General features: G+C 65.4%; 27 protein-coding genes. 23 read left to right on the forward strand and 4 right to left on the reverse strand.

Going from position 1 to position 26,895, the window contains the following annotated elements; genetic code table 11:
- The first annotated feature begins 107 nt into the window (after positions 1 to 107).
- The 21 genes from trmJ to LPB260_RS10475 all read left to right on the forward strand — a co-directional run bounded on the left by trmJ (position 108) and on the right by LPB260_RS10475 (position 18,742).
- A complete protein-coding gene (gene trmJ, locus LPB260_RS10375; protein ID WP_208708642.1) occupies positions 108 to 887 on the forward strand; it encodes a tRNA (cytosine(32)/uridine(32)-2'-O)-methyltransferase TrmJ in 780 nt (259 codons plus the stop codon).
- Positions 880 to 1,659, forward strand: coding sequence for a serine O-acetyltransferase (cysE, locus tag LPB260_RS10380; RefSeq protein ID WP_208708643.1), 780 nt, complete (start codon positions 880 to 882; stop codon positions 1,657 to 1,659). The genes trmJ and cysE overlap by 8 nt, the downstream gene beginning before the upstream one ends.
- 138 nt (positions 1,660 to 1,797) lie before the next feature.
- Complete coding sequence (gene iscR / locus LPB260_RS10385; protein ID WP_208708644.1) at positions 1,798 to 2,292, forward strand: Fe-S cluster assembly transcriptional regulator IscR; 495 nt, start codon at positions 1,798 to 1,800, stop codon at positions 2,290 to 2,292.
- A gap of 49 nt (positions 2,293 to 2,341) precedes the next feature.
- Positions 2,342 to 3,556 carry an IscS subfamily cysteine desulfurase gene (locus LPB260_RS10390; RefSeq protein WP_208708645.1) on the forward strand — a complete coding sequence of 405 codons (1,215 nt, stop codon included), beginning with the start codon at positions 2,342 to 2,344 and terminating at the stop codon, positions 3,554 to 3,556.
- A 47-nt stretch (positions 3,557 to 3,603) separates the two neighbouring features.
- Positions 3,604 to 3,990 carry a Fe-S cluster assembly scaffold IscU gene (gene iscU / locus LPB260_RS10395; RefSeq protein WP_090239371.1) on the forward strand — a complete coding sequence of 129 codons (387 nt, stop codon included), beginning with the start codon at positions 3,604 to 3,606 and terminating at the stop codon, positions 3,988 to 3,990.
- Between the two features lie 12 nt (positions 3,991 to 4,002).
- On the forward strand, positions 4,003 to 4,326 hold the full coding sequence (gene iscA, locus LPB260_RS10400; RefSeq protein WP_208708646.1) for an iron-sulfur cluster assembly protein IscA: 324 nt from the start codon (positions 4,003 to 4,005) through the stop codon (positions 4,324 to 4,326).
- 7 nt (positions 4,327 to 4,333) lie between these two features.
- Complete coding sequence (hscB, locus tag LPB260_RS10405) at positions 4,334 to 4,855, forward strand: co-chaperone HscB (protein WP_208708647.1); 522 nt, start codon at positions 4,334 to 4,336, stop codon at positions 4,853 to 4,855.
- Positions 4,856 to 4,907: 52 nt separating this feature from the next.
- Complete coding sequence (gene hscA / locus LPB260_RS10410) at positions 4,908 to 6,773, forward strand: Fe-S protein assembly chaperone HscA (protein ID WP_208708648.1); 1,866 nt, start codon at positions 4,908 to 4,910, stop codon at positions 6,771 to 6,773.
- Positions 6,774 to 6,775: 2 nt separating this feature from the next.
- Positions 6,776 to 7,114, forward strand: coding sequence for an ISC system 2Fe-2S type ferredoxin (gene fdx / locus LPB260_RS10415; RefSeq protein WP_208708649.1), 339 nt, complete (start codon positions 6,776 to 6,778; stop codon positions 7,112 to 7,114).
- A gap of 23 nt (positions 7,115 to 7,137) precedes the next feature.
- A complete protein-coding gene (gene iscX / locus LPB260_RS10420; RefSeq protein ID WP_208708650.1) occupies positions 7,138 to 7,338 on the forward strand; it encodes a Fe-S cluster assembly protein IscX in 201 nt (66 codons plus the stop codon).
- Positions 7,339 to 7,438: 100 nt separating this feature from the next.
- Positions 7,439 to 7,870, forward strand: coding sequence for a nucleoside-diphosphate kinase (gene ndk / locus LPB260_RS10425; protein ID WP_208708651.1), 432 nt, complete (start codon positions 7,439 to 7,441; stop codon positions 7,868 to 7,870).
- A gap of 24 nt (positions 7,871 to 7,894) precedes the next feature.
- Complete coding sequence (gene rlmN / locus LPB260_RS10430; protein WP_208708652.1) at positions 7,895 to 9,043, forward strand: 23S rRNA (adenine(2503)-C(2))-methyltransferase RlmN; 1,149 nt, start codon at positions 7,895 to 7,897, stop codon at positions 9,041 to 9,043.
- A 13-nt stretch (positions 9,044 to 9,056) separates the two neighbouring features.
- Positions 9,057 to 9,818, forward strand: coding sequence for a type IV pilus biogenesis/stability protein PilW (gene pilW, locus LPB260_RS10435; protein ID WP_208708653.1), 762 nt, complete (start codon positions 9,057 to 9,059; stop codon positions 9,816 to 9,818).
- Positions 9,815 to 10,822 carry a RodZ family helix-turn-helix domain-containing protein gene (locus tag LPB260_RS10440; protein ID WP_208708654.1) on the forward strand — a complete coding sequence of 336 codons (1,008 nt, stop codon included), beginning with the start codon at positions 9,815 to 9,817 and terminating at the stop codon, positions 10,820 to 10,822. Before pilW ends, LPB260_RS10440 begins: the two co-directional genes overlap by 4 nt.
- Before the next feature lies 1 nt (position 10,823).
- Positions 10,824 to 11,936, forward strand: a complete 1,113-nt coding sequence (gene ispG / locus LPB260_RS10445) for a flavodoxin-dependent (E)-4-hydroxy-3-methylbut-2-enyl-diphosphate synthase (RefSeq protein ID WP_208708655.1) — start codon at positions 10,824 to 10,826, stop codon at positions 11,934 to 11,936.
- Positions 11,937 to 11,970: 34 nt separating this feature from the next.
- The gene (gene hisS, locus LPB260_RS10450; protein WP_208708656.1) at positions 11,971 to 13,260 is read left to right on the forward strand and encodes a histidine--tRNA ligase; all 1,290 of its coding nucleotides are present in this window, start codon (positions 11,971 to 11,973) and stop codon (positions 13,258 to 13,260) included.
- A gap of 41 nt (positions 13,261 to 13,301) precedes the next feature.
- A complete protein-coding gene (locus tag LPB260_RS10455) occupies positions 13,302 to 13,946 on the forward strand; it encodes a tetratricopeptide repeat protein (protein WP_208708657.1) in 645 nt (214 codons plus the stop codon).
- Positions 13,939 to 15,090, forward strand: coding sequence for an outer membrane protein assembly factor BamB (gene bamB / locus LPB260_RS10460; RefSeq protein WP_208708658.1), 1,152 nt, complete (start codon positions 13,939 to 13,941; stop codon positions 15,088 to 15,090). Before LPB260_RS10455 ends, bamB begins: the two co-directional genes overlap by 8 nt.
- A 127-nt stretch (positions 15,091 to 15,217) precedes the next feature.
- Positions 15,218 to 16,693 (forward strand): ribosome biogenesis GTPase Der, encoded by a 1,476-nt coding sequence (gene der, locus LPB260_RS10465; protein WP_208708659.1) that lies wholly within the window; start codon positions 15,218 to 15,220, stop codon positions 16,691 to 16,693.
- Between the two features lie 118 nt (positions 16,694 to 16,811).
- Positions 16,812 to 17,960, forward strand: coding sequence for a pyridoxal phosphate-dependent aminotransferase (locus LPB260_RS10470; protein WP_208708660.1), 1,149 nt, complete (start codon positions 16,812 to 16,814; stop codon positions 17,958 to 17,960).
- On the forward strand, positions 17,948 to 18,742 hold the full coding sequence (locus LPB260_RS10475) for an amidohydrolase (protein ID WP_208708662.1): 795 nt from the start codon (positions 17,948 to 17,950) through the stop codon (positions 18,740 to 18,742). The genes LPB260_RS10470 and LPB260_RS10475 overlap by 13 nt, the downstream gene beginning before the upstream one ends.
- 163 nt (positions 18,743 to 18,905) lie before the next feature.
- On the opposite strand, the gene leuA is transcribed toward LPB260_RS10475, so the two are convergent.
- The 4 genes from leuA to xseA form a co-directional block, all read right to left on the reverse strand.
- Positions 18,906 to 20,576, reverse strand: coding sequence for a 2-isopropylmalate synthase (gene leuA / locus LPB260_RS10480; RefSeq protein WP_208708665.1), 1,671 nt, complete (start codon positions 20,574 to 20,576; stop codon positions 18,906 to 18,908).
- 334 nt (positions 20,577 to 20,910) lie between these two features.
- Positions 20,911 to 22,170, reverse strand: coding sequence for a mechanosensitive ion channel family protein (locus LPB260_RS10485; protein ID WP_208708666.1), 1,260 nt, complete (start codon positions 22,168 to 22,170; stop codon positions 20,911 to 20,913).
- 154 nt (positions 22,171 to 22,324) lie between these two features.
- The gene (locus tag LPB260_RS10490) at positions 22,325 to 23,146 is read right to left on the reverse strand and encodes a peptidoglycan DD-metalloendopeptidase family protein (protein ID WP_208708667.1); all 822 of its coding nucleotides are present in this window, start codon (positions 23,144 to 23,146) and stop codon (positions 22,325 to 22,327) included.
- A 54-nt stretch (positions 23,147 to 23,200) separates the two neighbouring features.
- Positions 23,201 to 24,580 carry an exodeoxyribonuclease VII large subunit gene (gene xseA / locus LPB260_RS10495; protein WP_208710161.1) on the reverse strand — a complete coding sequence of 460 codons (1,380 nt, stop codon included), beginning with the start codon at positions 24,578 to 24,580 and terminating at the stop codon, positions 23,201 to 23,203.
- 105 nt (positions 24,581 to 24,685) lie between these two features.
- On the opposite strand from xseA, the gene LPB260_RS10500 reads away from it, so the two are divergent.
- Positions 24,686 to 25,237 (forward strand): sugar ABC transporter ATPase, encoded by a 552-nt coding sequence (locus LPB260_RS10500; protein WP_208708668.1) that lies wholly within the window; start codon positions 24,686 to 24,688, stop codon positions 25,235 to 25,237.
- Positions 25,238 to 25,370: 133 nt separating this feature from the next.
- Positions 25,371 to 26,840 carry an IMP dehydrogenase gene (guaB, locus tag LPB260_RS10505; RefSeq protein ID WP_208708670.1) on the forward strand — a complete coding sequence of 490 codons (1,470 nt, stop codon included), beginning with the start codon at positions 25,371 to 25,373 and terminating at the stop codon, positions 26,838 to 26,840.
- Positions 26,841 to 26,895: the final 55 nt, after the last annotated feature.

Genomic DNA, 26,895 nt, shown 5'->3' on the forward strand with positions numbered 1-26,895 from the left:
CTAGCAGAAAAGCCACGCGGTTGAAGTGCCGCCTGTGCCGTGCATGGCATTAATCAGGGGGGTTCTGTAAGATTTGCTCCCCTTCTTTTTTCATGTGAGCGTCTACGTTGCTGCAGAACATTCGCGTGGTTTTGGTCAATACCAGTCATCCGGGCAATATCGGCGGTGCTGCGCGAGCCATGAAGAACATGGGGTTGTCGCGCCTGGTGCTGGTCGATCCGATCGACTTTCCCAGTGGCGATGCGGTCGCGCGCGCCTCCGGGGCGACCGATATCCTCGATTCCGCCCAGGTGGTCGGTACGCTCGAGGAGGCGCTGGTCGGTTGCAGTCTGGTGATGGGCACCAGTGCCCGTGATCGGCGCATTCCCTGGCCCCTGCTGGATCCGCGCGAATGCGGTGTGACGGCCTGCGAACAGGCGGCGCAAGGGGGCGAGGTGGCGCTGGTGTTCGGTCGCGAATACGCCGGCCTTACCAACGAGGAACTGCAGCGCTGTCAATTCCATGTGCATATTCCGTCCGACCCGCAGTTCAGCTCGCTGAACCTGGCGGCCGCCGTGCAGGTGTTGGCGTATGAAGTGCGCATGGCCTGGCTGGCTGCGCAGAATCAGCCGACCAAGGTCGCCAAAGTGGAGGCCACGGCGATGCTCGACATGCAGCCGGTGACTGCAGACGAACTGGAGTCCTTCTATGCACACCTGGAGTTGGCGCTGGTGGAGATCGGCTTTCTCGAGCCGGCCAAGCCGCGGCACCTGATGAGTCGTCTGCGTCGGCTGTACGGGCGCAGCGGCGTCAGCAAGCTGGAAATGAATATCTTGCGCGGCATTCTGACGGAGACCGTCAAGGCCGCGCGTGGTCAGCACCATAGGCAGGGGAAATCTGATGTTTGAGCGCATGCGAGAAGATATCCAGAGCGTGTTCCATCGCGATCCGGCGGCGCGCAATACGCTGGAGGTGGTGACCTGCTACCCGGGCTTGCATGCGGTGTGGCTGCATCGCGTGGCGCACGCCTTGTGGGCGGCGGGCTGGAAGTGGCTGGCGCGGGTGGTGTCGAATTTCGGTCGCTGGTTGACCGGGATCGAGATTCATCCCGGGGCGAAAATCGGTCGGCGTTTCTTCATTGATCATGGCATGGGTATCGTCATTGGCGAGACGGCCGAGATCGGCAACGACGTCACGCTTTACCAGGGGGTGACCCTGGGTGGCACCAGCTGGAACAAGGGCAAGCGTCATCCGACTCTGGAAGATGGCGTGGTGGTCGGTGCCGGCGCCAAGGTGCTGGGACCCTTCACGGTCGGTGCGGGCGCGAAGATCGGCTCCAATGCCGTGGTGACCAAGGCGGTGCCGGCCGGGGCCACGGCAGTGGGCATTCCCGGGCGGATCATCGTCAAGGTCGATGGCGAGCAGGAGGCCAAGCGTCAGGCCATGGCCGAAAAGCTTGGCTTCGATGCCTATGGTGTCGGCCAGGACATGCCGGACCCGGTTGCGCGCGCGATCGGCCAGCTGCTCGATCACCTGCAGGCCGTCGACGGGCGCCTGGAGGGCATGTGCAGCGCGCTGACGGCTCTGGGTAGCGACTACTGCGCGAAGGAGCTGCCGGCGCTGCGGGACGAGGACTTCGCTGGCGTCTGCAAGGATCAGGACGACAAGCCGGCTGCGTGATGCGCGGCGCGCGGCATTTTGTTATGCTGCGCGCCCTTCGCGTCGCCTAATCCCGAGTAAAACCATAGGTCTTATAGTTGACTTAAATACTCGGGAATTGCATACTCGCGGCACACAGTGATCCCGTGGTAACCCTCCATGCGTCTGACCACCAAAGGCCGCTACGCCGTCACGGCAATGCTCGACCTCGCGCTTCACGCGCAGCATGGTCCGGTGTCCCTCGCCGACATATCCGAACGTCAGGGCATCTCCCTGTCCTATCTGGAGCAGCTGTTCGCCAAGCTGCGTCGTGGCAACCTGGTTTCCAGTGTGCGCGGCCCGGGCGGCGGCTATCAGCTGGCGCGTGACATGTGCGGCATTCAGGTGGCTCAGGTGATCGATGCGGTCAACGAGTCGGTCGATGCCACCCGTTGCCAGGGGCAGGGTGATTGCCATGCCGGCGACACCTGTCTGACCCACCATTTGTGGTGCGACCTCAGTCAGCAGATTCACGAATTCCTCAGTGGCATCAGCCTCGCCGACCTGGTGACGCGCCGTGAGGTGCAGGAGGTTGCTCAGCGCCAGGATCAGCGTCGCTGCAGCAGTGGCTTGATGCCGCATTTGGACAAGATTGAAGCGTCCACCGTCGATTGAATGCAAGGGCGCCGGGCTGCGAGGTCCGAGACCTGATAGGAGAGAGTCAATGAAATTTCCGATTTACCTCGATTATTCCGCCACCACGCCGGTCGACCCGCGTGTCGCCCAGAAGATGAGTGAGTGCCTGCTGGTCGATGGCAACTTCGGTAACCCGGCCTCGCGCTCCCACGTGTTCGGCTGGAAGGCCGAAGAAGCGGTGGAGAATGCTCGCCGTCAGGTCGCCGAGCTGGTCAATGCCGATCCGCGCGAGATCGTCTGGACCTCCGGTGCCACCGAGTCCGACAACCTTGCGATCAAGGGTGTGGCCAATTTCTACAGCAGCAAGGGCAAGCACCTGGTCACCTCGAAGATCGAGCACAAGGCGGTCCTCGACACCATGCGCCAACTGGAGCGCGAAGGATTCGAGGTCACCTACATCGAGCCCGGCGAAGATGGTCTGATCACCCCGGCCATGGTCGAGGCGGCGCTGCGCGATGACACCGTGCTGGTGTCGATCATGCACGTGAACAACGAGATCGGCACGATCAACGACATCGCCGCCATCGGCGAGCTGACCCGCTCGCGCGGCGTGCTGTTCCATGTGGATGCCGCGCAATCCACCGGCAAGGTGGAAATCGACCTGGAGAAGCTCAAGGTCGACCTGATGTCCTTCTCGGCGCACAAGACCTACGGCCCCAAGGGCGTCGGTGCGCTGTACGTGCGCCGCAAGCCGCGCGTGCGCCTGGAGGCCCAGACCCACGGTGGCGGCCATGAGCGTGGCATGCGCTCCGGCACCCTGGCCACGCACCAGTGCGTCGGCATGGGTGAGGCGTTCCGTATCGCCAAGGAAGAAATGGCCCAGGAAAACCAGCGTGTGCTGGCCCTGCGTGACCGCTTCTTCGCCCAGGTCGATGGCCTGGAAGAGCTGTACGTCAACGGCAGCCTGACGGCCCGCGTGCCGCACAATCTCAATCTCAGCTTCAACTATGTCGAAGGCGAGTCGCTGATCATGGCGCTCAAGGACCTGGCGGTTTCCTCCGGCTCGGCGTGCACCTCGGCCTCCCTGGAACCGTCCTACGTATTGCGCGCCCTGGGCCGCAACGACGAATTGGCGCACAGCTCCATCCGTTTCACCTTCGGTCGCTTCACCACCGAGGAAGAAGTCGACTACGCCGCGCAGAAGGTACGCGAGGCGGTCACCAAGCTGCGCGAGTTGTCGCCGCTGTGGGACATGTACAAGGACGGTGTCGATCTGTCGAAGATCGAGTGGGCAGCACACTAACTAGCGAGCTGCCGAAGAGCGGCACCTGATGAGAGAGGAATAGCAGCATGGCATACAGTGAAAAGGTCATCGACCATTACGAAAACCCGCGCAACGTCGGCAAGATGGACGCGGAAGACCCCAGCGTCGGTACCGGCATGGTCGGTGCGCCGGCCTGCGGTGACGTGATGCGTCTGCAGATCAAGGTCAACGAGCAGGGCGTCATCGAAGATGCCAAGTTCAAGACCTATGGCTGCGGTTCGGCCATCGCCTCCAGCTCCCTCGCTACCGAGTGGATGAAGGGCAAGACCCTGGATGAGGCCGAGACCATCAAGAACACCCAGCTGGCCGAAGAGCTGGCCCTGCCGCCGGTGAAGATTCACTGCTCGGTGCTCGCCGAGGACGCCATCAAGGCGGCCGTGCGCGACTACAAGCAGAAGAAAGGTTTGCTCTAAGGAGGTATGTCGATGGCTATCAGCATGACCGAAGCTGCCGCGCAGCACGTGCGCCGCTCCCTCGAGGGGCGCGGCAAGGGCGAGGGTATTCGCCTGGGTGTGCGTACGACCGGCTGTTCCGGCCTGGCTTATGTGCTGGAGTTCGTCGATGAGCCGGCCAGCGAAGACCAGGTGTTCGAGAGTCACGGCGTCAAGGTGATCATCGATCCGAAGAGCCTGGTCTATCTCGATGGCACCGAGCTGGACTTCGTCAAGGAAGGGTTGAACGAGGGTTTCAAGTTCAACAACCCCAACGTGCGCGGCGAATGTGGCTGCGGCGAGAGCTTCAACATCTGAGGCGCTTGTGGGAAGTCCTTGTCATTTTGCCCTGTTCGACCTGAAGCCGAGTTTCCGTCTGGACCTCGACGAGTTGGGTGCGCGTTATCGCGAGTTGGCGCGCACCGTCCATCCGGATCGATTCGCCGACGCCTCCGAGCGCGAGCAGCGGTTGGCCTTGGAGCGCTCCGCGAGTCTCAATGAGGCCTACCAGACGCTCAGGCATGCCCCGCAGCGAGCGCGCTACCTGCTGACCCTGAGCGGCCCCGAGCTGCCGCTGGAGGTCACGGTGCAGGATCCGGGTTTCCTGATGCAGCAGATGCACTGGCGCGAAGAGCTCGAGGATCTGCAGGACAGCGCCGATCTGGCGGGGGTGGCAGCGTTCAAGCGGCGCCTCAAGGTCGCTCAGGACGAGCTGAACGAAAGCTTTGCCGGCTGCTGGGACGATCCGGTGCGGCGCGAGGAAGCCGAGCGCCTGATGCGCCGGATGCAGTTTCTCGACAAGCTCGCCCATGAGGTGCGCCAGTTGGAAGAGCGCCTCGACGACTAACGCTTGCGCAGCTCGGCTGTGCACCTGAAATCCAGATAAGCATTTATTAATCATGGCCTTACTGCAGATCGCTGAGCCCGGACAGAGCCCCCAGCCACACCAGCGTCGATTGGCTGTGGGGATCGATCTGGGTACCACCAATTCCCTGGTCGCTGCCCTGCGCAGTGGCCTCTCCGAACCCCTGCCGGACGCCGATGGCCAGGTCATCCTGCCGTCCGCGGTGCGCTATCACCCCGATCGAATCGAAGTGGGCGAGGCCGCCAAGGCGGCCGCCTCCAGCGATCCGCTGAACACCGTGCTGTCGGTCAAGCGCCTGATGGGGCGCGGCCTGGAAGACGTCAAGCAGCTGGGCGAACAGTTGCCCTATCGCTTCGTCGACGGCCAGTCGCACATGCCCTTCATCGAGACGGTGCAGGGGCCGAAGAGTCCGGTCGAGGTGTCCGCCGATATTCTCAAGGTGTTGCGTCAGCGCGCCGAAGAGGCCTTGGGTGGCGAGCTGGTTGGCGCGGTGATCACGGTGCCGGCCTACTTCGACGAGGCCCAGCGCCAGGCGACCAAGGATGCCGCGCGCCTCGCCGGGTTGAATGTGCTGCGTCTGCTCAACGAGCCGACCGCGGCCGCCGTGGCCTATGGCCTGGACCAGCAGGCCGAGGGGGTCGTGGCGATCTACGATCTGGGTGGCGGTACCTTCGATATCTCCATCCTGCGCCTGACCCGCGGGGTGTTCGAGGTGCTGGCGACCGGCGGCGACAGCGCCCTGGGTGGCGACGACTTCGACCACGCCATCGCTGGCTGGATAGTCGAGCAGGCCGGCTTGTCCGCCGACCTCGACCCCGGTGCCCAGCGCAGCCTGCTCAGCACCGCCTGTACGGCGAAAGAGGCGCTGAGCGCCAACGCCGAGGTGGAGCTGAGTCATGGTGATTGGCGTGGCGTGCTCAGTCGTGAGCAGTTCGATGCGCTGATCGAGCCCATGGTGGCGCGCAGCCTCAAGGCCTGTCGGCGCGCCGTGCGCGATGCCGGCATCGAGCTGGAGCAGGTCGAGGCGGTGGTCATGGTCGGTGGCTCGACTCGAGTGCCACGGGTGCGTCAGGCCGTCAGCGAAATGTTCGGCCGCGAGCCCTTGACCGATATCGACCCGGACCAGGTGGTCGCCATCGGCGCGGCGATCCAGGCCGACACCCTGGCTGGCAATCAGCGCGGCGAGGGTGAAGAGCTGCTGCTGCTGGATGTGATTCCGCTGTCCCTTGGTCTGGAGACCATGGGCGGCCTGATGGAAAAGGTGATCCCGCGCAACACCACCATTCCAGTGGCGCGCGCCCAGGAATTCACCACCTACAAGGATGGCCAGACGGCCATGATGATCCATGTGCTGCAGGGCGAGCGCGAGCTGATCGGCGATTGCCGCTCCCTGGCGCGCTTCGAGCTGCGTGGTATTCCGCCCATGGTGGCCGGCGCGGCGAAGATCCGCGTGACCTTCCAGGTCGATGCCGACGGCCTGCTCGGGGTGTCGGCTCGCGAGCTGGCGTCCGGGGTGGAGGCGAGCATCCAGGTCAAGCCGTCCTATGGCCTGACCGATGGCGAGATCGCGCGCATGCTGCAGGACTCCTTCCAGCATGCCAGCGACGACAAGGTGGCCCGGGTTCTGCGTGAGCAGCAGGTCGATGCCCAGCGCCTGCTCGAGGCCGTGCAGGCGGCCCTGGAGGCCGATGGCGAGCGCCTGTTGAGCGCCGACGAGCGCCTGGCGATCGAGGCGCAGATGGACGAGTTGCGTGAGCTGATGGCGGGCAACGATGGCCTGGCCATCGAGCAGCAGACCAAGCGCCTGACCCAGTTGACCGACGCTTTCGCCGCGCGTCGCCTGGATGCCACGGTCAAGGCCGCGTTGGCCGGCCGTAGTCTTAACGAGATTGAGGAATAAGCATGCCGCAGTTGATTTTTCTGCCCCACGCCGAGCACTGCCCCGAGGGTGCGGTCATCGAGGTGGAATCGGGCGAGACGGTGCTCAATGCCGCCCTGGCCCATGGCATCGATATCGAGCATGCCTGCGAGAAGTCCTGTGCCTGCACCACCTGTCACGTGGTGATCCGCGAGGGCTTCAACTCCCTGGAACCGTCCGACGAGCTGGAGGACGACATGCTCGACAAGGCCTGGGGTCTGGAGCCCAATTCGCGGCTGTCTTGCCAGGCGGTGGTGGCGGATCAGGATCTGGTGGTGGAGATTCCCAAGTACACCATTAACCAGGTTTCCGAAGGTCACTGAACCCTTTAGTGAAGGAGCAGGTCATGAGTCTGAAATGGACCGATGTGCTGGAGATCGCCATCCAGCTGGCGGAAGCCAAGCCCGAAGTCGATCCGCGCTACGTGAACTTCGTCGATCTGCACCGCTGGGTGCTGGACTTGCCGGAGTTCTCCGACGATCCGCAGCGCGGCGGCGAGAAGGTCCTCGAGGCGATCCAGGCCGCCTGGCTCGAAGAGATCGACTGAGCCGGGCGCCGAGCCGGCGCCGCCCTACGCATTTAACCGGAACCCGCGTATAATTCGCGGGTTTAATTTTTCGCTTTAATCCCTGTTTCTGGAGTTTTTCATGGCTGTTCAACGTACCTTCTCCATCATCAAGCCCGACGCCGTTGCCAAGAACGTCATCGGTGAGATCACCACCCGTTTCGAGAAAGCCGGCCTGCGTGTCGTCGCTTCGAAGATGGTCCAGCTGTCCGAGCGCGAAGCCGCCGGCTTCTACGCCGAGCACAGCGAGCGCGGCTTCTTCAAGGACCTGGTTGCCTTCATGACCTCCGGTCCGGTCATCGTCCAGGTGCTGGAAGGTGAAGACGCCATCGCCAAGAACCGCGAGCTGATGGGCGCCACCAACCCGAAGGAAGCTGCCGCCGGTACCATCCGCGCCGACTTCGCCGTGTCCATCGACGAGAACGCCGTGCACGGCTCCGACTCCGAGGCTTCCGCCGCTCGCGAGATCGCCTACTTCTTCGCTTCCACCGAAGTGTGCGCACGCATTCGCTAAGGCGAACCATGCGAGGGTGAAGCCATGACTGAAGCTACCGGCAAGATCAACCTGCTGGGTCTGACCCAGCCAGAAATGGAGCAGTTCTTCGAGAACATCGGGGAGAAGCGCTTCCGTGCCGGCCAGGTGATGAAATGGATTCACCACTTTGGCGTCGATGACTTCGATGCCATGAGCAATGTGGGCAAGGCCTTGCGCGAGAAGCTCAAGGCCTGTGCCGAGATTCGCGGTCCGGAAGTGGTCAGCGAAGACATTTCCACCGACGGCACTCGCAAGTGGGTCGTGCGGGTGGCGTCCGGCAGTTGCGTCGAGACCGTGTACATTCCCCAGGGCGGGCGTGGCACCCTGTGCGTCTCCTCCCAGGCTGGCTGTGCCCTGGACTGCAGCTTCTGCTCCACCGGCAAACAAGGTTTCAACAGCGATCTGTCTGCCGCCGAAGTGATCGGCCAGGTGTGGATCGCCAACAAGTCTTTCGGCTCCGTGCCGGCGAAGATCGATCGCGCCATCACCAACGTGGTGATGATGGGCATGGGCGAGCCGTTGCTGAATTTCGACAACGTGGTCGCCGCCATGAAGATCATGATGGACGACCTCGGTTATGGCATCTCCAAGCGCAAGGTGACCCTGTCCACCTCCGGCGTGGTGCCGATGATCGACAAGCTGGGCGAGGTCATCGACGTGTCGCTGGCCCTGTCGCTGCACGCGCCGAACGATGAACTGCGCAACCAGCTGGTGCCGATCAACAAGAAGTACCCCCTGGACATGTTGCTGGCAGCCTGCAAGCGCTACGTGTCGCGTCTCGGCGAGAAGCGCGTGCTGACCATCGAGTACACCCTGCTCAAGGATGTCAACGATCAGCCGGCTCATGCTGAGGAAATGATCGCACTTCTCAAGGATGTGCCTTGCAAGATCAACCTGATTCCGTTTAATCCCTTTCCCCACTCTGGGTACGAACGGCCGAGCAATAATGCCATCCGCCGTTTCCAGGACCTGCTGCACAAGGCCGGGCACAACGTCACGGTGCGCACCACCCGTGGCGAGGATATCGACGCCGCCTGTGGTCAGCTGGTCGGTCAGGTCATGGATCGTACCCGCCGCAGTGCGCGTTATATCGCCGTGCGCGAATTGAGCAGCGAGGCGGATGCTTCGCCATCCGCCGCCGATCGAACCTGAAGAGAGGAAACCCATGACCCTGCGCCCAGCGCTGTTCTTGTTGTTCGCCGGCCTGCTGGCCGGATGCGTATCGACTGGCGATGTCGACCCGATGAGAACCGATAAGGGGCGCGACGAGGCGCGTGATGCCTATGTGCAGCTGGGTCTCGGCTATCTCCAGCAAGGCGCCAGCGGGCGTGCCAAGGTGCCGCTGAAGAAGGCCCTGGCCCTCGATCCTTCGAGTGCCGACGCCCACGCGGCCTTGGCCCTGGTGTTTCAGATCGAGATGGAACCCAAGCTGGCCGATGAGCACTATCGCAAGGCGCTGTCGCAGCGCGGCGATGACGCCCGTCTGCTGAACAACTACGGCAGCTTCCTGTTCGAGCAGAAACGCTACGAGGAAGCGCTGCAGCGCTACCAGGAGGCGGCTCGCGACAATCTCTATCCGGAGCGTTCGCGGGTGTTCGAGAACCTCGGTCTGACCGCCATGATGCTCAAACAGCGCGAGCAGGCGAAAACCTATTTCGAGCGTTCGCTGCGGCTCGACAGTCGCCAACCGCGGGCGCTGCTGGAGATGGCGCAGTTGCACTTCGAGGATCGGCAGTACGTGCCGGCGCGCCGCTACTACGAGAGCTACAGCGCACTGGCCGAGCAGAGTGCTCGCAGCCTGTTGCTGGGGGCCCGCCTGGCGGCGATCTTCGAGGACCGCGACCAGGCGGCCAGCCTCGGCCTGCAGTTGAAACGTCTTTATCCGGGGACCCCGGAATATCAGCAATACCTGTCGGAGCAAAGATGAAAGCGGCGCATTCCGAAGAAGCAGTGGCCCAGCAGGTCAATCCCGGCGAATCCTTACGCATCACCCGCGAAAGCAAGGGCTGGAGCATCGCCGAGGTGGCCGCGCAGCTCAACCTGACGCCCCAGCGCCTGGGGCAGATCGAAGACGGTGCCTTCGACAAGTTGCCGGGGCACACCTTCGCCCGCGGTTACATCCGCGCTTATGGCAAGTTGCTGGGCATGGACCAGGCGCGCCTGGTGCTGGAGTTCGATCAGTTCACCGGCAGCAACGCGGCGGGCAGCAGCGTGCACAGCCTCGGCCGCATCGAACAACCATTGAGCCACTCGCAGCACATCCTGCGTTTCGCCGTGCTGGCCGTGCTGGTGGTCCTGGCCGGGGCCGGCCTGTACTGGTGGCAGGAGCAGGCCCAGCGGGCGGCTGAGGAGCCGGCGAGCAGCTTCGAACATGTCGAAGTGGAAGGCGCCGACGGTACCACCCAGATCCATGTGCTGGACGAACCCGAAGACCAGGCGGTAGCCGAGGCCCAGCAGCCCAGCGAGCTCAATCTGTCCGCTACCGCGCTCGAGCCGGCACCGCAGACCGATGAGTCGGCGGCCGAGTCGAACGGCGATGCGGGCTTGGCCGAGCCGGTTGTGGCGGCGCCAGTCGCGCCGGCGCCGAGTCCAGCCGAACCTGCGCCGCAGGCGGCGGTGGCACCGACCCCCGGCGAGCCGGTCGCGCCGGCATCCGCCGCCGAGCAGCCGCCCGTGGCGGCGGCCGGCGAAGGCGTCGTCGAGCTGAGCTTTTCCGCCGATTGCTGGACCCAGCTGACCGATGCCAATGGCAAGATCCTGGTCAGCTCACTCAAGCGTGCCGGCGACAGCCTGCGGCTGGTTGGCAAGGCGCCGCTCGAACTGCGCCTGGGGTTTGCCCGTGGCGCCCAAGTCACCTACAACGGCCAGGCGGTCGATGTGGCGCCCTTCACAACCGGCGAAACCGCGCGCCTGAAACTGGGTGGGCAATAACATGCATTGCGAATCACCGATCAAGCGGCGTCAGTCGCGCAAGATCTGGGTCGGCTCGGTACCGGTGGGCGGCGATTCGCCCATCTCGGTGCAGAGCATGACCAACACCGATACCAATGATGTCGCCGCGACGGTCGCACAGATCCGCCGCCTGGAAGAGGCGGGTGCCGATATCGTGCGCGTCTCGGTGCCGGACATGGACGCCGCCGAGGCCTTCGGCAAGATCAAGCAGCAGGTCGCCCTGCCGCTGGTCGCCGACATCCACTTCGACTACCAGATCGCCCTGCGCGTGGCTGAGCTGGGGGTCGACTGCCTGCGCATCAACCCCGGCAATATCGGCCGCGAGGATCGCGTCCGTGCCGTGGTCGAGGCCGCGCGGGACAAGGGCATTCCGATCCGCATCGGGGTCAATGCCGGCTCCCTGGAAAAAGACCTGCAGAAGAAATACGGCGAGCCGACGCCCCAGGCCCTGGTCGAGTCGGCGCTGCGCCATGTCGAACACCTGGACCGCCTGAACTTCCCGGACTTCAAGGTCAGCGTCAAGGCCTCCGACGTGTTCATGGCGGTGGAGGCCTATCGCCTGCTGGCCAAGCAGATCGAGCAACCGCTGCACCTGGGCATCACCGAGGCCGGCGGCCTGCGCTCCGGCACGGTGAAGTCGGCGGTGGGCCTGGGCATGCTGCTGGCCGAGGGCATCGGCGATACCATCCGCATCTCCCTGGCCGCCGACCCGGTGGAGGAGATCAAGGTCGGCTTCGACATCCTCAAGTCGTTGCGGCTGCGTTCGCGCGGGATCAACTTCATCGCCTGCCCGAGTTGCTCGCGGCAGAACTTCGATGTGGTCAAGACCATGAACGAACTGGAATCGCGCGTCGAAGACCTGCTGGTGCCGCTGGACGTGGCGGTGATCGGTTGCGTGGTCAACGGCCCGGGCGAGGCCAAGGAAGCACATGTCGGCCTGACCGGCGGCACGCCGAACAACCTGGTGTATATCGACGGCAAACCGGCACAGAAACTGACCAACGACAATCTGGTGGATGAGCTGGAGCGGCTGATCCGCCAGAAGGCGGCCGAGAAGGTCGCCGCAGACGCCGCCTTGATCGTGCGCAGCTGAGCCTTCGCGCACCCGTAACAGCTAAGGAATAGAATTGAGCAAGTCCCTGCAAGCCATTCGTGGCATGAACGACATCCTGCCCGAGCAGACCCCCCTCTGGCGTTATTTCGAGGACAAGGTGGCGCGTCTGTTGGATGGCTACGGCTATCGGCAGATCCGCATGCCGATCGTCGAGTTCACCGAGCTGTTCAAGCGCTCCATCGGCGAGGTCACCGACATCGTCGAGAAGGAGATGTACACCTTCGATGATCGCAACGGCGACTCCCTGACCCTGCGTCCGGAAGGCACCGCGGCCTGCGTGCGGGCGGTGCTCGAGCACGGCCTGGCTGGTGGCGGGCAGACCCAGAAGCTCTGGTACATCGGCCCGATGTTCCGTCACGAGCGCCCGCAGAAGGGCCGCTATCGCCAGTTCCATCAGATCGGCGTGGAAGTGTTCAACATCGACGGTCCGGACATCGACGCCGAGCTGATCGTGCTGACCTGGCGCCTGTGGGGCCTGCTGGGGATCCGCGATGCGGTGACCCTGGAGCTGAACAGCCTGGGTACCAGCGAAGCCCGCGCGGTCTACCGCGAGGCGCTGGTCGACTACCTGTCGGCGCGCGCCGATCAGCTCGACGAAGACAGTCGCCGCCGCCTGACCAGCAATCCGCTGCGCGTACTCGACAGCAAGGTGCCGGAAACCCAGGCGCTGCTGGCCGATGCGCCCAAGCTGGCGGACTATCTGGACGAGGACTCGCGCACCCACTTCGAGGGCCTGAAGGCGCGCCTGGATGCTGCCGGCATTCCTTATGTGATCAATCCCAAGCTGGTGCGCGGCCTGGATTACTACAGCAAGACCGTGTTCGAGTGGGTCACCGCCAGCCTCGGTGCCCAGGGCACGGTCTGTGCCGGTGGCCGTTACGACGGCCTGGTCGAGCAGATGGGCGGCAAGCCGACGCCGGGCGTGGGCTTCGCCATGGGCATCGAGCGCCTGGTGCTGCTGATCGAGACGCTGGGCAAGGTACCAGCGGAGATCGCCCGTCAGGTCGATGTCTACCTGTGCGCCTTTGGCGAGCCGGCCGAGCTGGCCGGTCTGGCCCTGGCCGAGCGCCTGCGCGACCAGCTGCCGGGCTTGCGCCTGCAGGTCAACGCCGGCGGCGGCAGCTTCAAGAGCCAGCTGAAGAAGGCCGACAAGAGCGGCGCGCTCTATGCGTTGGTCCTGGGTGAAGACGAACTGGCCCAGCGAGTGGTAGGTTGCAAGCCGCTGCGCGACCAGGGCGAGCAGCAGACTATTGCCTGGGATGCTCTGGTCGAGCGCCTGGCACCCTGCCTCGAGCAGGCTTAAAGCATCAAGCACACGCCGATTTAGCGAACAGGAGTATTGGGGTGGAATCGCGTACCGAAGAAGAACAGCTGGCGTTGATCAAGGAATGGTGGCAGCGCAACGGCATGCCGTTGCTCACCGGCGCGCTATTGGCCCTGGTGGCGGTATTCGGCTGGCAGGGCTGGGAGCGATACCAGAGTAGCCAGGCGCAGAACGCCTCGATGCTTTACCAGCAGCTGCTGGAAACCGCACTCAATCCGAGTGGCGAGCCCGACGCGGCCAAGGTCGTCGAGCTGGGCAATCAGCTCAAGAGTGAATTCGGCGGCAGCCAGTACGCCCAGTACGGCAGCTTGTTCGTCGCCAAGGTCGCGGTCGAGTCCGGCAAGCTGGACGACGCGGCGAACGAGTTGCAGGCGATCGTCGATCAGCCGGCGGACAAGACCCTGGAAGAGCTGGCCCGTCAGCGTCTGGCCAGCGTGCTCGCCGCGCAGGACAAGACCGAAGATGCGCTGGCGCTGCTCGAGGGTGACGCCGCTGCGGCCTATCTGGCCAGCCGCGAGGAGCTCAAGGGCGACCTGCTGGCCAAGCTCGGGCGCGACGATGAGGCCCATGCCGCCTACCTGAAGGCCAAGGCCGCATTGGCGGAGGACGCCGCCGTGGGCGGTTTACAGATGAAGCTCGACGACCTGGCAAAAGGGGATGCGTGACGTGATGCGCTGGAAGAATGCCGCACTGCTGGCCCTGGCCGTTCTGGCCGTAGGTTGCAGCAGCAACAGTAAAAAGGAATTGCCGCCGGCCGAACTCACCGACTTCGAGGAAGAGGTGGTGCTGCAGGAGGAGTGGAGTCGCTCGATTGGCGAAGGCCAGGGTGACACCTTCAACATGCTGGTTCCGGCCGTCGACGGCGAGCGCATCTTTGCCGCCGACGTCGAAGGCCTGGTCATGGCGCTCGACCGCCTGAGCGGCAAGGTGCTCTGGAAGCAAGAACTCGACGCCCCGGTTTCCGGCGCGGTCGGCGCCGGCTATGGCCTGGTCCTGCTGGGTACGCTGAAGGGCGAGGTGATTGCCCTGGACGCGTCCAGCGGCGATGAGAAATGGCGCTCGCGGGTGACTAGCGAAGTGCTGGCGGCGCCGGCTGTCAACGGCGACGTGGTGCTGGTGCAGACCCAGGACGATCGCCTGATCGCCCTCGATGCCGACACCGGCAATCAGCGCTGGATCTTCGAGAACACCCCGGCGGTGCTGACCCTGCGCGGCACCGGTAGCCCGGTGCTGACCAACCGTCTGGCGATTGCCGGGCTGTCCAGTGGCAAGGTCATCGCCATCGACACCCAGCGCGGCCTGCCGGTCTGGGAGCAGCGCGTGGCGATTCCCCAGGGGCGCTCGGAGCTTGATCGGGTGGTAGACATCGACGGTGGCCTGCTGCTGTCCGGCGGCACGCTCTATGTCGTGAGCTACCAGGGCCGCGTGGCGGCGCTGGAGCTGGAGAGCGGCCGCGTGCTCTGGCAGCGCGAGGCGTCCAGCTCGGTCGGCGTGGCCCAGGGCTTCGGCAACGTCTACGTCAGCCTAGCCAACGGCAGCGTCGAAGGCATCGACGAGCGCAGCACCTCGGCGCTGTGGAACAACGATGCATTGGCCCGTCGCCAACTGTCGGCGCCGGAAGTGTTCTCCAGCTATGTCGCCTTCGGGGACCTGGAGGGTTACCTGCACCTGATCAGCCAGGTCGATGGTCGCTTCGTCGGCCGCAAGCGGATCGACAGCGACGGCCTGCGCGCTCGCCCGCTGGTGGTCGGCAACTGGCTGTACGCCTATGGCAACGGTGGCAAACTGGTCGCGCTGACCATCAAGTGACCGAGCGCTAGAGGGCTTGGCTATGCTGCATGGCGACGCCGTGCAGCGGGGCGGCCCCAGTTGTGAATTCGGCCGCTGCCCTGGCAGCGGCCTTTGTATTTTCTGAAATAACGTAGTGGAGAGCCTAATGGTTCCCGTAATTGCCCTGGTGGGTCGTCCGAACGTCGGCAAGTCCACCCTCTTCAACCGCTTGACCAGGACCCGCGACGCCATCGTCGGTGACCTCTCCGGCCTGACCCGCGATCGCCAGTACGGCGAAGCCAAGTGGCAGGGGCGCACCTATATCGTCATCGACACCGGGGGCATCTCCGGTGACGAGGAGGGGATCGACGCGAAGATGGCCGAGCAGTCGCTGCAGGCCATCGAAGAGGCCGATGCCGTGCTGTTCCTGGTCGACGCCCGGGCCGGGCTGTCGGCCTCCGACCAGATGATCGGCGAGCACCTGCGCAAGCGTAACAAGCACAGCTTCCTGGTGATCAACAAGGTCGACAACCTCGACCCCGACCTGGCTCGCGCCGAGTTCAGCCCCCTGGGCATGGGCGAGGCCCTGGCCATTGCCGGCGCCCACGGCCGCGGCATCAGCCAGATGCTCGAGGCGGTGCTCGGCGGTTTCCCCAAGGACGAGGGCGAGCCGCAGGAAGGCGAGGAACTCGAAGTGGTCGCCGAGGGCGAGGAAGCCAAGCGCATTCCCGGACCGAGCGAGAAGGACGGCATCAAGCTGGCGATCATCGGCCGGCCCAACGTCGGCAAGTCGACCCTGGTCAACCGCATGCTCGGCGAAGACCGGGTGATCGTCTATGACCAGGCCGGCACCACCCGCGACAGCATCTACATCCCCTTCGAGCGCGACGACGAGAAGTACACCCTGATCGACACCGCCGGCGTACGCCGTCGCGGCAAGATCTTCGAGGCGGTGGAAAAGTTCTCGGTGGTCAAGACCCTGCAGGCGATCCAGGACTCCAACGTGGTGGTGTTCGTCATGGACGCCCGCGAAGGGGTGGTCGACCACGACCTCAATCTGCTCGGTTTCGTGCTGGAAAGCGGCCGCGCCCTGGTCATCGCCCTGAACAAGTGGGACGGCATGGAGCCGAGCGAGCGCGACTACGTGAAGACCGAGCTGCAGCGCCGGTTGTTCTTCGTCGACTTCGCCGACATCCACTTCATCTCGGCGCTGCACGGCACCGGCGTCGGCCACCTGTACAAGTCGGTGCAGGCCTCGTTCCAGTCGGCCATCACCCGCTGGCCCACCAGCCGCCTGACCCAGATCCTCGAGGACGCGGTGCGCGAGCACCAGCCGCCGCTGGTCAATGGCCGGCGCATCAAGCTGCGCTACGCCCACCTCGGCGGCGCCAACCCGCCGCTGATCGTGATCCACGGCAACCAGGTCGAGTCGGTGCCGCGCGCCTACTCGCGTTACCTGGAGAACACCTACCGGCGCGTGCTCAAGCTGGTCGGCACGCCGATCCGCATCGAGTACAAGGGCGGCGAGAACCCCTACGAGGACAAGAAGAACACTCTGACCGACCGTCAGGTCAACAAGAAGCGCCGGCTGATGAGCCACCACAAGAAGGCCGAGAAGAAGCGCAAGGACAAGAAGCGCTGATTCTGCCCGTCCGGCTCGAACGGAAGGCGCCTGCGGGCGCCTTTTTCGTGTCCGGTCGATCGGCTATCCTGGCTCATCGGCACCGCCAGCCGTTCGCGGTGATCAGCAGGAAGACCTCATGTTCAACAGCAAGCTGCCGACTGTCGGCACCACCATCTTCACCCGCATGTCCCAGCTCGCCGCCGAGACCGGCGCCCTCAACCTGTCCCAGGGCTTCCCCGATTTCGACGGCCCCCAGGCGCTGCGCGACGCGGTCGGCCGGCACATTGCCGCCGGCCACAACCAGTATGCACCGCTGGCCGGGCTGCCGGCGCTGCGCGAGCAGGTGGCGGCGAAGATCGCCCGCAGCTATGGCCGCACGGTCGACATGGACAGCGAGGTGACCATCACCCCGGGCGCCACCCAGGCGATCTTCTGCGCCATCCAGACGCTGATCCACCCGGGCGACGAGGTCATCGTCTTCGACCCCTGCTACGACAGCTATGAGCCCTCGGTGGAGCTGGCCGGCGGCCGCTGCGTGCACGTGCCCCTGGCGCTACCGGATTTCGCCATCGACTGGCAGCGCCTGGCCGACGCGCTGAGCCCCAGGACCCGGCTGATCATCCTCAACAGCCCGCACAACCCCAGCGGCGCGCTGATTTCCCGCGCCGACCTGGACCGCCTGGCCGCGCTGATCCGCGACCGCGACATCTACCTGGTCAGCGACGAGGTCTACGAACACCTGGTGTTCGACGGCGCCCGGCACGCCAGCGTGCTGGCCCACGAGGAGCTGTACCAGCGCGCCTTCGTGGTCAGCTCGTTCGGCAAGACCTATCACGTCACCGGCTGGAAGACCGGCTACGTGGTATCGCCGCCGGCGCTCACCGCCGAGCTGCGCAAGGTGCACCAGTACGTGAGCTTCTGCGGAGTGACGCCGCTGCAGTGGGCGCTGGCCGACTTCATGGCCGAGCACCCCGAGCATGTCGAGGAGTTGCCGGCCTTCTACCAGGCCAAGCGCGACCTGTTCTGCGACCTGCTCAAGGACTCGCGCTTCAGCTTTCAGCGCGCCCCCGGCACCTATTTCCAGCTGGCCGACTATTCGGCGATCCGTGATGACCTGGACGATGTCGCCATGGCCGAGTGGCTGACCCGCGAGCATGGTGTGGCGACCATCCCGGTGTCGGTGTTCTACCAAGAGCCGCCCAAGGACCTGCGCCTGGTGCGCTTATGCTTCGCCAAGCGCGAGGACACCCTGCGCCAGGCCGCGGAGAAGCTATGCGCGATCTGACGGCGTTACCCGACCTGCAGTTGGCCCTGGTGCAGAGTGCACTGGCCTGGCACGATCCGGCCGCCAACCGGGCGCACTTCGAGGCGCTGCTGGAACAGGCCGCTGGCGCCGATCTGGTGGTGCTGCCGGAGATGTTCAGCACCGGCTTCACCATGGACTCGGCCAGCCTGGCCGAGCCCGAGGACGGTCCCAGCACTGTCTGGCTGCAGGAGCAGGCCCGCCGCCTGCAGGCGGTGGTCACCGGCAGCCTGATCATCCAGGCGGCCGACGGCAGCTACCGCAACCGCCTGCTCTGGGCGCGCCCGGACGGCTCGCTGGCGCACTACGACAAGCGCCACCTGTTCCGCATGGCCGGCGAGCACAAGCATTACGCCGCCGGCGAGCAGCAAGTGCTGCTGGAGCTCAAGGGCTGGCGGGTCCGTCCGCTGATCTGCTACGACCTGCGCTTCCCAGTGTGGAGCCGCGATCCGCGCGACACCGACTTGCTGCTCTATACCGCCAACTGGCCGGCCGCGCGGCGTCACCACTGGAACCGCCTGCTGCCGGCGCGGGCCATCGAGAATCTGTGCTACGTGGCGGCGGTCAACCGCGTCGGCGAGGACGGCAAGGGCCATGCCTACAGCGGCGACAGCCAGGTGCTGGATTTCCAGGGCGAGACCCTGCTCAACGCCGAAGCCGCTGCTGGCGTATACCGCTTGGCCCTGTCGGGTGCCGATCTGGCCGCGTACCGCGAACGTTTCCCCGCCTATCTGGATGCCGATGCCTTCGAGCTGCAGCCATAGCCTGGGTGTGGCGTAGCGATATCCCAAGCCAGTGGCAACGCTGCGCTCGAGTCATGCAGCAGATGCGACAGCGCCAGCCAGCATACGCAGCGCCCGTAATCCGGATTGCGTTATATAAGCAAACGCCGGGCAGAGCCCGGCGTTTTTGGTGCAGTCCGCGCTATCAGGCGGCCTGTTCGGCGGCCTGACCCATGGCCCGGTTAAGGGCGCTAAACAGGGCGCGGAAGCTGGCGGTGGTCAGGTTCTCGTCGATGCCCACGCCGTGCAGGGCTCGCCCGCCATTGACCCGCAGCTCGATATAGGCCGCGGCCTTGGCGTTGGTGCCGGCGCCTATGGCGTGCTCGCAGTAGTCCATGATCTCCACGTCCACCGGCAGGCCGGCCACCAGTGCCTCCAGGGGGCCCTTGCCGATGCCACGCCAGTGCTGGCTTTCGCCGTCGCTGACGATTTCCACGTCGACCGCGCTGGTGCCGTTCTCTTCCTGCAGGCGATGGCCCTTGAGGGTGTAGGGCGCACTGGCTTGCAGGTATTCGCGATCGAACAGCTGGTAGATCTGCGCGGCGCTCATCTCCAGGCCCAGGCGGTCGGTTTCCTTCTGCACCACCTGGCTGAACTCGATCTGCATGCGCCGCGGCAGGCTGATGCCGTATTCCTGCTCCAGCAGGTAGGTGATGCCGCCCTTGCCGGACTGGCTGTTGACGCGGATCACCGCCTCGTAGCTGCGGCCGATGTCGGCCGGGTCGATCGGCAGGTAGGGTACCTCCCAGACACCATCCGGGTCCTGCTGGGCGAAGCCCTTGCGAATGGCGTCCTGGTGCGAGCCGGAGAAGGCGGTGTGGACCAGGTCGCCGACATAGGGATGGCGCGGGTGCACCGGGATCTGGTTGCACTCCTCGACCACCTTGCGCACCGCGTCGATGTCGGAGAAATCCAGGCCCGGGTGGATGCCCTGGGTGTAGAGGTTGAGCGCCAGGTTGACCAGGTCGACGTTGCCGGTGCGCTCGCCGTTGCCGAACAGGCAGCCCTCGACGCGGTCGGCGCCGGCCATCAGGCCCAGTTCGCTGGCGGCCACGCCGGTGCCGCGGTCGTTGTGGGTGTGCAGGCTGATCAGCACGCTGTCGCGGCGGCTGATATGGCGGCAGAACCACTCGATCTGGTCGGCGTAGACGTTGGGTGTGGACACTTCCACGGTGGCCGGCAGGTTGAGGATGGCCTTGTTCTCAGGGGTTGGCTGCCAGACGTCGAGCACCGCGTCGCAGACCTCGACGGCGAACTCCAGCTCGGTGGAGGTGAAGATCTCCGGCGAGTACTGGAAGGTCCACTGGGTGCCCGGCTGCTGTTCGGCCAGGTCCTTGATGATCCGCGCGGCATTCACCGCGATGTTCACCACCCCGGCCTTGTCCTGGTTGAAGACGATGCGGCGGAACGAGGGCGCGGTGGCGTTGTAGACGTGGACGATGGCCTTCTTCGCGCCCTTGAGCGACTCGAAGGTGCGGGTGATCAGGTCTTCGCGGGCCTGGGTCAGCACCTGGATGGTGGTGTCCTCGGGGATATGCCCGCCCTCGATCAGCTCGCGGACGAAATCGAAGTCGGTCTGCGAGGCGGAGGGGAAGCCCACTTCGATCTGCTTGATGCCGACCTGCACCAGGGTCTTGAAGAAGCGCATCTTCTTCTGCGCGTCCATCGGCTCGATCAGCGACTGGTTGCCGTCGCGCAGGTCAGAACTGCACCAGACCGGCACTGCGGTGATGGTCTTCGACGGCCAGGTGCGGTCTGGCAGGTCGATGGCGGGAAAGGCGCGGTACTTGCTGGACGGGTCTTTGAGCATGCTCATGGGGAAATCCTTGTGGGCGGCGGCCGCTGAAGGGCCAGGCAATATCGGCAAGATCAGGAAGGGGGGGCGTTAGTCACGCAGTCGCTGGCTGACCAGGCAGAGGTTGGCGTGTTGCCGCAGCAGGATGAGGGTATGGGTAGCGTTCATGGCTTCAACCCTACCTATTTGAGGTAAATGCTGGCAAGCATTGTTGAAAAATTGGCAGAAGTCGTCGTTTGAGTGTCTATGTTGGTTGCCAGTTGCGAGAAGGCGCGCTGGAATGCCGACCGATTGCGCGGCGCTTTTGTCCCGGGGCGGCCTGTGCCCGGGCCGGGGCCGGGGCTCAGGTGGGCGCTCAAGAGGAGGCGCTTGCCGGCGGCAGCGGGCGGCCCAGTTCGCGCATGTCCGAGCCGCTCGGATGCTGGAACACGCGCAGGCCGAATTCCGGCAGGATCGCCAGCATGTGGTCGAAGATATCCGCCTGGATGCCCTCGTAACGCGCCCAGGCGGTGGTGTTGGTGAAGCAATAGAGCTGCAGCGGCAGGCCGTCTGCGGTCGGGCTGAGCTGGCGCACCAGCTGGGTCATCTCCTGATGGACCCCGGGATGTTGGCGCAGGTACTGCTCCACGTAGGCGCGGAAGGTGCCGATATTGGTGACGCGGCGGGTGTTGACCGGCTCGCGGCCGGCGTCGGCCAGGGCGTCGTTCCATTCCTGCAGCTCGCGCTGCTTGTCTTGCAGGTAGTCGCTGAGCAGGCGGAAGCGCCCCAGGCGCTCGATCTGCTCCTGGTCGAGGAAGGCGATGCTGGTCTGGTCCAGGTACAGGTTGCGCATGATCCGCCTGCCGCCGCATTCCTGCATGCCGCGCCAGTTCTTGAACGGGTCGCTGATGAAACGCTTGGTCGGGATGCTGGTGATGGTCTTGTCCCAATTTTGCACCTTGACCATGTGCAGGGCGATGTCGATGACGTCGCCGTCGGCATTGAGCTGCGGCATCTCCACCCAGTCGCCGACCCGGATGATGTCGTTGGAAGAGATCTGCACGCTGGCCACCAGCGACAGCAGGGTGTCCTGGAAGATCAGCATCAGCACCGCGGCCATGGCGCCGAGGCCGGACAGCAGGATCAGCGGCGAGCGGTCGATCAGGCTGGCGACCATGAGGATCGCGGCGATGGCGAAGATCACGATCTTGAGCAACTGCAGGTAGCCCTTGATCGGCTTGAGATGGGCGTCCGGGCGGCGCTGGTAAAGGGTGTTGAGCAGGCTCAGGGTGCCGCTCATGGCCAGGGCCACGGTCAGCACGATAAAGGCGCTGCAGACGTTGTCGACCACGGTCACCGCGGCATCGGGCAGGTGCGGCACCAGGTGGATGCCACTGGAGAGAATCAGCGCCGGCACTATGTTGGCCAGGCGCGCGCTGATCTTCGACTCCGACAGCGCCTTGTCCTGCCCCAGGGGCGTGGCCTCGAGCGCGCGATAGAGGCCGCGCAGGAGGATGCGCTTGACCAGCCAGTTGGCGATCCAGGCGCCGAGCACCAGCAGACCCAGGCTGATCAGGCTGTGCAGGTGCGGGTAGCGCTCGAGCCATTCGAGGGTGGCGGCGTAGTGTTGCTTCATGACGATCCTCGTTTGCTGCGTGTGAAGGCCGCGCAGGGCGAGCGCCTCGAGTCTGGCTCAGTGCGCGGAGGTCGAGGGCAGGCGGGCGACGAGGGCGCACCTTAACAAAGCGGGCCGGCGTTTGCCGTTACCGCTGTCTTGCGAGGTATTGCAGCTAGGGCTTGAAGGCGCCGATAAAGATCGACGGGTCGATGCGCGCATCGTTCAGGCTCACATTCCAGTGCAGGTGCGGCCCGGTGGCGCGGCCAGTGGCGCCGACCTTGCCGAGCACGCCGCCACGCGGCAGCTCCTGCCACAGCTTCACGTCGATCGCCGAGAGGTGGCAGAACATGCTGATCAGGCCCTGGCCGTGGTCGACGAACACCGTCTTGCCGTTGAAGAAGTAGTCGCCGATCAGGATCACCTGGCCCGCCGCCGGCGCCTTGACCGGGGTGCCACGCGCGGCGGCGAAGTCCAGGCCCGAATGGGGGTTGCGCTCCTCGCCATTGAAGAAGCGGCGCAGGCCGAAGGGGCTGGACAGCGGCCCGTCGACCGGCCTGTCGAACAGCAGGTTGCTCGGCTGGCGCGGGCTGAACTGGCGATAGGCGCGGGTCTGTTCGTCCAGCTCGCGCTCGATGCGCTTGAGGTTGGTCGGGTTGGGATTGACCTGCTGCTGGTTCTTCAGGGTGATGCGCTGCTCGGCATAGGCGCGGCCGCCGACCTGGAAGCTGTGCCGCCGGCCGTCCACCTCGATCTGCTGGCTGCCGGGGCGGACGCTCAGGGGCAGGCCGACGATGGCGATCCAGCGCTGGCCGTCCTCGTGAATCACCAGCAGCGGTTTGCCTTGGTAGGTGGCGCGTGGCGCCGTGGCGGCCGGGCCGAGATCGACCACGGCGACCCCGCCCGGCACGGGCTTGTTCAGCAGGCGGCTGATGAAGCCCTCGGCCTGGGTGGGCAAGGCGAGCAGGAGGGTGATCAGCAGTGGGATGAGGCGCATGGTGTACTCCCGGGCAGGGTGGTTGACGCGCTGTTCATCCACCATCGGTAAGGGTCAATCCAGCAGCGACAGGGTCGCCGGCTGTACATGGTTGTCTTCGACCCGCACGTCCAGCTCGCCCTCGCCCAGGCGGGCCTTGAGGCGCTGGCCCGGCTGGGTGTCGCCTGCCCTGCGGATGGCCCGGCCGCGCTCGTCGAGGAGGATGCTGTAGCCGCGGCCCAGGGTCGCCAGGGGGCTGACCGCATTGAGCGTCTGCATCTGGCTGTGCAGTTGCAGGCGGCGCTCCTTGAGGCCTTCGCGCATGGCCCGCGGCAGGCGCTCGGCGAGGCTGGCCAGGCGCTGGCGCAGGAGCTGCAGGGCGCGTTCCGGGTGCTGGCCGGCCAGGCGGGTCTGCAGGCGCGCCAGGCGTTCCTGGCGGGCGGTCAGCTGGCGCGTGAAGGCTCGCTGCAGGCGCATCTCCAGGTCATCCAGGCGCTGCGCCTGCTGGCGCAGGCGTTCGCCGGGGTGACGCAGGCGCCGACGCAGGCCATCCAGTTGCATGTGTTCGCGCGCCAGGCGGCCCTTGATGTAGAGCAGCAGGCGACGCTGCAGGCCGTGCAGGCGCTGCACCAGCTCGCTGGAGTCGGGCGCCAGCAGCTCGGCGGCGGCCGAAGGCGTCGGTGCCCGCACGTCGGCGACGAAATCGCTGATCGAGACGTCGGTCTCGTGACCCACGGCGCTGACGATGGGGGTGGCGCAGGCGTCGATGGCGCGGGCCACCGCTTCTTCGTTGAAGCTCCAGAGGTCTTCCAGGGAGCCGCCACCGCGCGCCAGGATCAGCGCATCGAAGCCCCGGCGGTCGGCCAGTTGCAGGGCTCGAACGATCTGTCCAGTAGCCTCGCGGCCTTGCACAGCGGTGGGGATCAGGGTCAGTTCGACCTGCGGCGCGCGGCGGCGGAACACGCTGACGATGTCGCGAATCACCGCGCCGGTGGGCGAACTGACGATGCCGATGCGCCGCGGGTGGGCGGGCAGGGCAACCTTGCGCTCGGCGGCGAACAGGCCTTCACCGCTGAGCTTTTCCTTCAGTGCCTCGAAGGCCAGGCGCAGGGCGCCGTCGCCGGCCGGCTCCACCGCATCGAGGATCAGCTGGTAGTCGCCGCGCCCCTCGAACAGCGAGACCTTGCCGCGCACCTTCACCGCCAGGCCGTCGCGCAGTGCCTGGCGCACCCGCGCGGCGTTCTGCCGGAACAGCGCGCAGCGCACCTGGGCCTGGCTGTCCTTGAGGGTGAAATAGATGTGCCCGGAGGCTGGCTTGGCCAGGTTGGAAATCTCGCCCTCGACCCAGATACTGGCGAACACGTCCTCCAGCAGCAGGCGGGCGCGGTTGTTGAGCTGGCTGACGCTGAGCACCTCGCGGTCGAGGTTCAGGCGCTGGAAGGGGTCTTTGATCATGGCCGGCATGATAAAGGCTTTGCCGGGCCGGCCATAGGCCGCCGGCCTTGACCGCTGCGCCAGTGGCATTAAGCTGCGCGCCTTTCCTGCAGAGTGGGTCGCTCCATGGCTGAACAACAGACCATCCTCGTGCCGCGTATATCCAGCTTTCCCGGGCATGAGGCGCGGGCGCGGGCGATCGTCCGCTGGCTGGTGCAGCAGGGCATAGTCGATGAGCGGCTGAGCACCTGCGGCGGCCTGGGCAATCGCATGGCCCATGCCATCGGTCCCGGCGCGCGGCGGGTGGTCGAACGCCCGCAGCTGCTGCCCTTCGACCGCCCGGCCAATGGCCTGGAGATCGTCAGCAAACGTTGCATCTATACCCCGACCAGGGACTTTCTCGAGGAAGCCGGCTGCCCCGAGTGTCGCCAGGAAATCGGCGAGGCGCTGTTCGACAGCCTGGAGGAGTGGATGCCCGGGCGCACCGACAACTTCATCTGCCCGGAGTGCGGCCATGAGGACGACGTCAACGGCTTCCTGTTCCTGCAGCCTTGCGCCTTCTCCAACCTGGGCTTCGTCTTCAACGGCTGGGGCGCCGCCGGGTTCAGGCAGAGCTTTCTCGATGAGTTCGCCGAGCGCCTCGGTCATCCCGTCGCGCAGGTCCACGTCGACCTGTGAGTAGCCGGCAGGGGCTGCAGCTCGTCGCCCGGCCTGGCGCCCCTGAGCCTACGGTGCATTCTTTGCATTGAGTGGACGAGGTCGCCTGGGTATAATGGCGCGCTTCCAATTTTCCCGTCTGGGAGCCCCCGCCATGCTGCGTATCAGTCAAGAAGCCCTTACCTTCGACGACGTTCTACTTATTCCTGGTTATTCCGAAGTTCTGCCGAAGGATGTCAGCCTCAAGACTCGCCTGACCCGTGGCATCGAGCTGAATATCCCGCTGCTGTCCGCCGCCATGGACACCGTCACCGAGGCCCGTCTGGCGATCGCCATGGCCCAGGAAGGCGGCATCGGCATCATCCATAAGAACATGACCATCGAGCAGCAGGCTGCCGAAGTGCGCAAGGTCAAGAAGTTCGAGGCCGGCGTGGTCAAGGACCCGATCACCATCGAGGCCGACGCGACCATTCGCGACCTGTTCGAGCTGACCCGGCAGAACAACATCTCCGGCGTGCCGGTGCTGTCCAACGGCGACCTGGTGGGCATCGTCACCTCCCGCGACGTGCGCTTCGAGAACCGCCTGGACGCCACCGTGCGTGAAGTGATGACGCCGAAAGAGCGTCTGGTCACGGTCAAGGAGGGCGCCGACAAGGAGACCGTGCGCGAGCTGCTGCACAAGCACCGCATCGAGAAGGTGCTGATCGTCGACGACGGCTTCAACCTCAAGGGCATGATGACCGTCAAGGACATCGAGAAGGCCAAGGCCTACCCGCTGGCCAGCAAGGACGATCAGGCTCGCCTGCGCGTCGGCGCCGCGGTGGGCACCGGCGCCGATACCGGCGACCGGGTCGCCGCGCTGGCTGCCGCCGGGGTCGATGTGATCATCGTCGACACCGCCCACGGCCATTCCAAGGGCGTGATCGACCGGGTGCGCTGGGTCAAGCAGAACTTCCCCGAAGTCCAGGTGATCGGCGGCAACATCGCCACCGGCGACGCCGCCAGGGCCCTGGTCGAGGCCGGCGCCGACGGCGTCAAGGTCGGCATCGGTCCGGGTTCGATCTGCACCACGCGCATCGTCGCCGGTGTCGGCGTACCGCAGATCTCCGCGGTGGCCAACGTCGCCGCCGCCCTGGCCGGCAGCGGCGTACCGCTGATCGCCGACGGCGGCATCCGCTTCTCCGGCGACCTGTCCAAAGCCATCGTGGCCGGCGCCTCGGCGGTGATGATCGGCTCCATGCTGGCCGGCACCGAAGAGGCGCCGGGCGAGGTCGAGCTGTTCCAGGGCCGCTCCTACAAGGCCTACCGCGGCATGGGGTCGCTGGGGGCGATGTCCCAGGCCCAGGGCTCCTCGGATCGCTATTTCCAGGATTCCTCCGCCGGTGCCGAGAAGCTGGTGCCCGAGGGCATCGAGGGCCGGGTGCCCTACAAGGGCGCCATGGCGGCCATCGTCCACCAGCTGATGGGCGGCCTGCGCGCCTCCATGGGCTACACCGGCTGCGCGACCATCGAGGAGATGCGCACCAAGCCTGAGTTCGTGCGCATCACCGGTGCCGGCATGGCCGAGTCCCATGTGCATGACGTGCAGATCACCAAGGAAGCGCCCAACTACCGTGTTGGGTAACGCCACAGAGTTGCTATGAAGTCACGGGGCTGTTCGATTCAGCCCCGTGTCATTT

This window comes from Pseudomonas sp. LPB0260 (assembly GCF_013388395.1).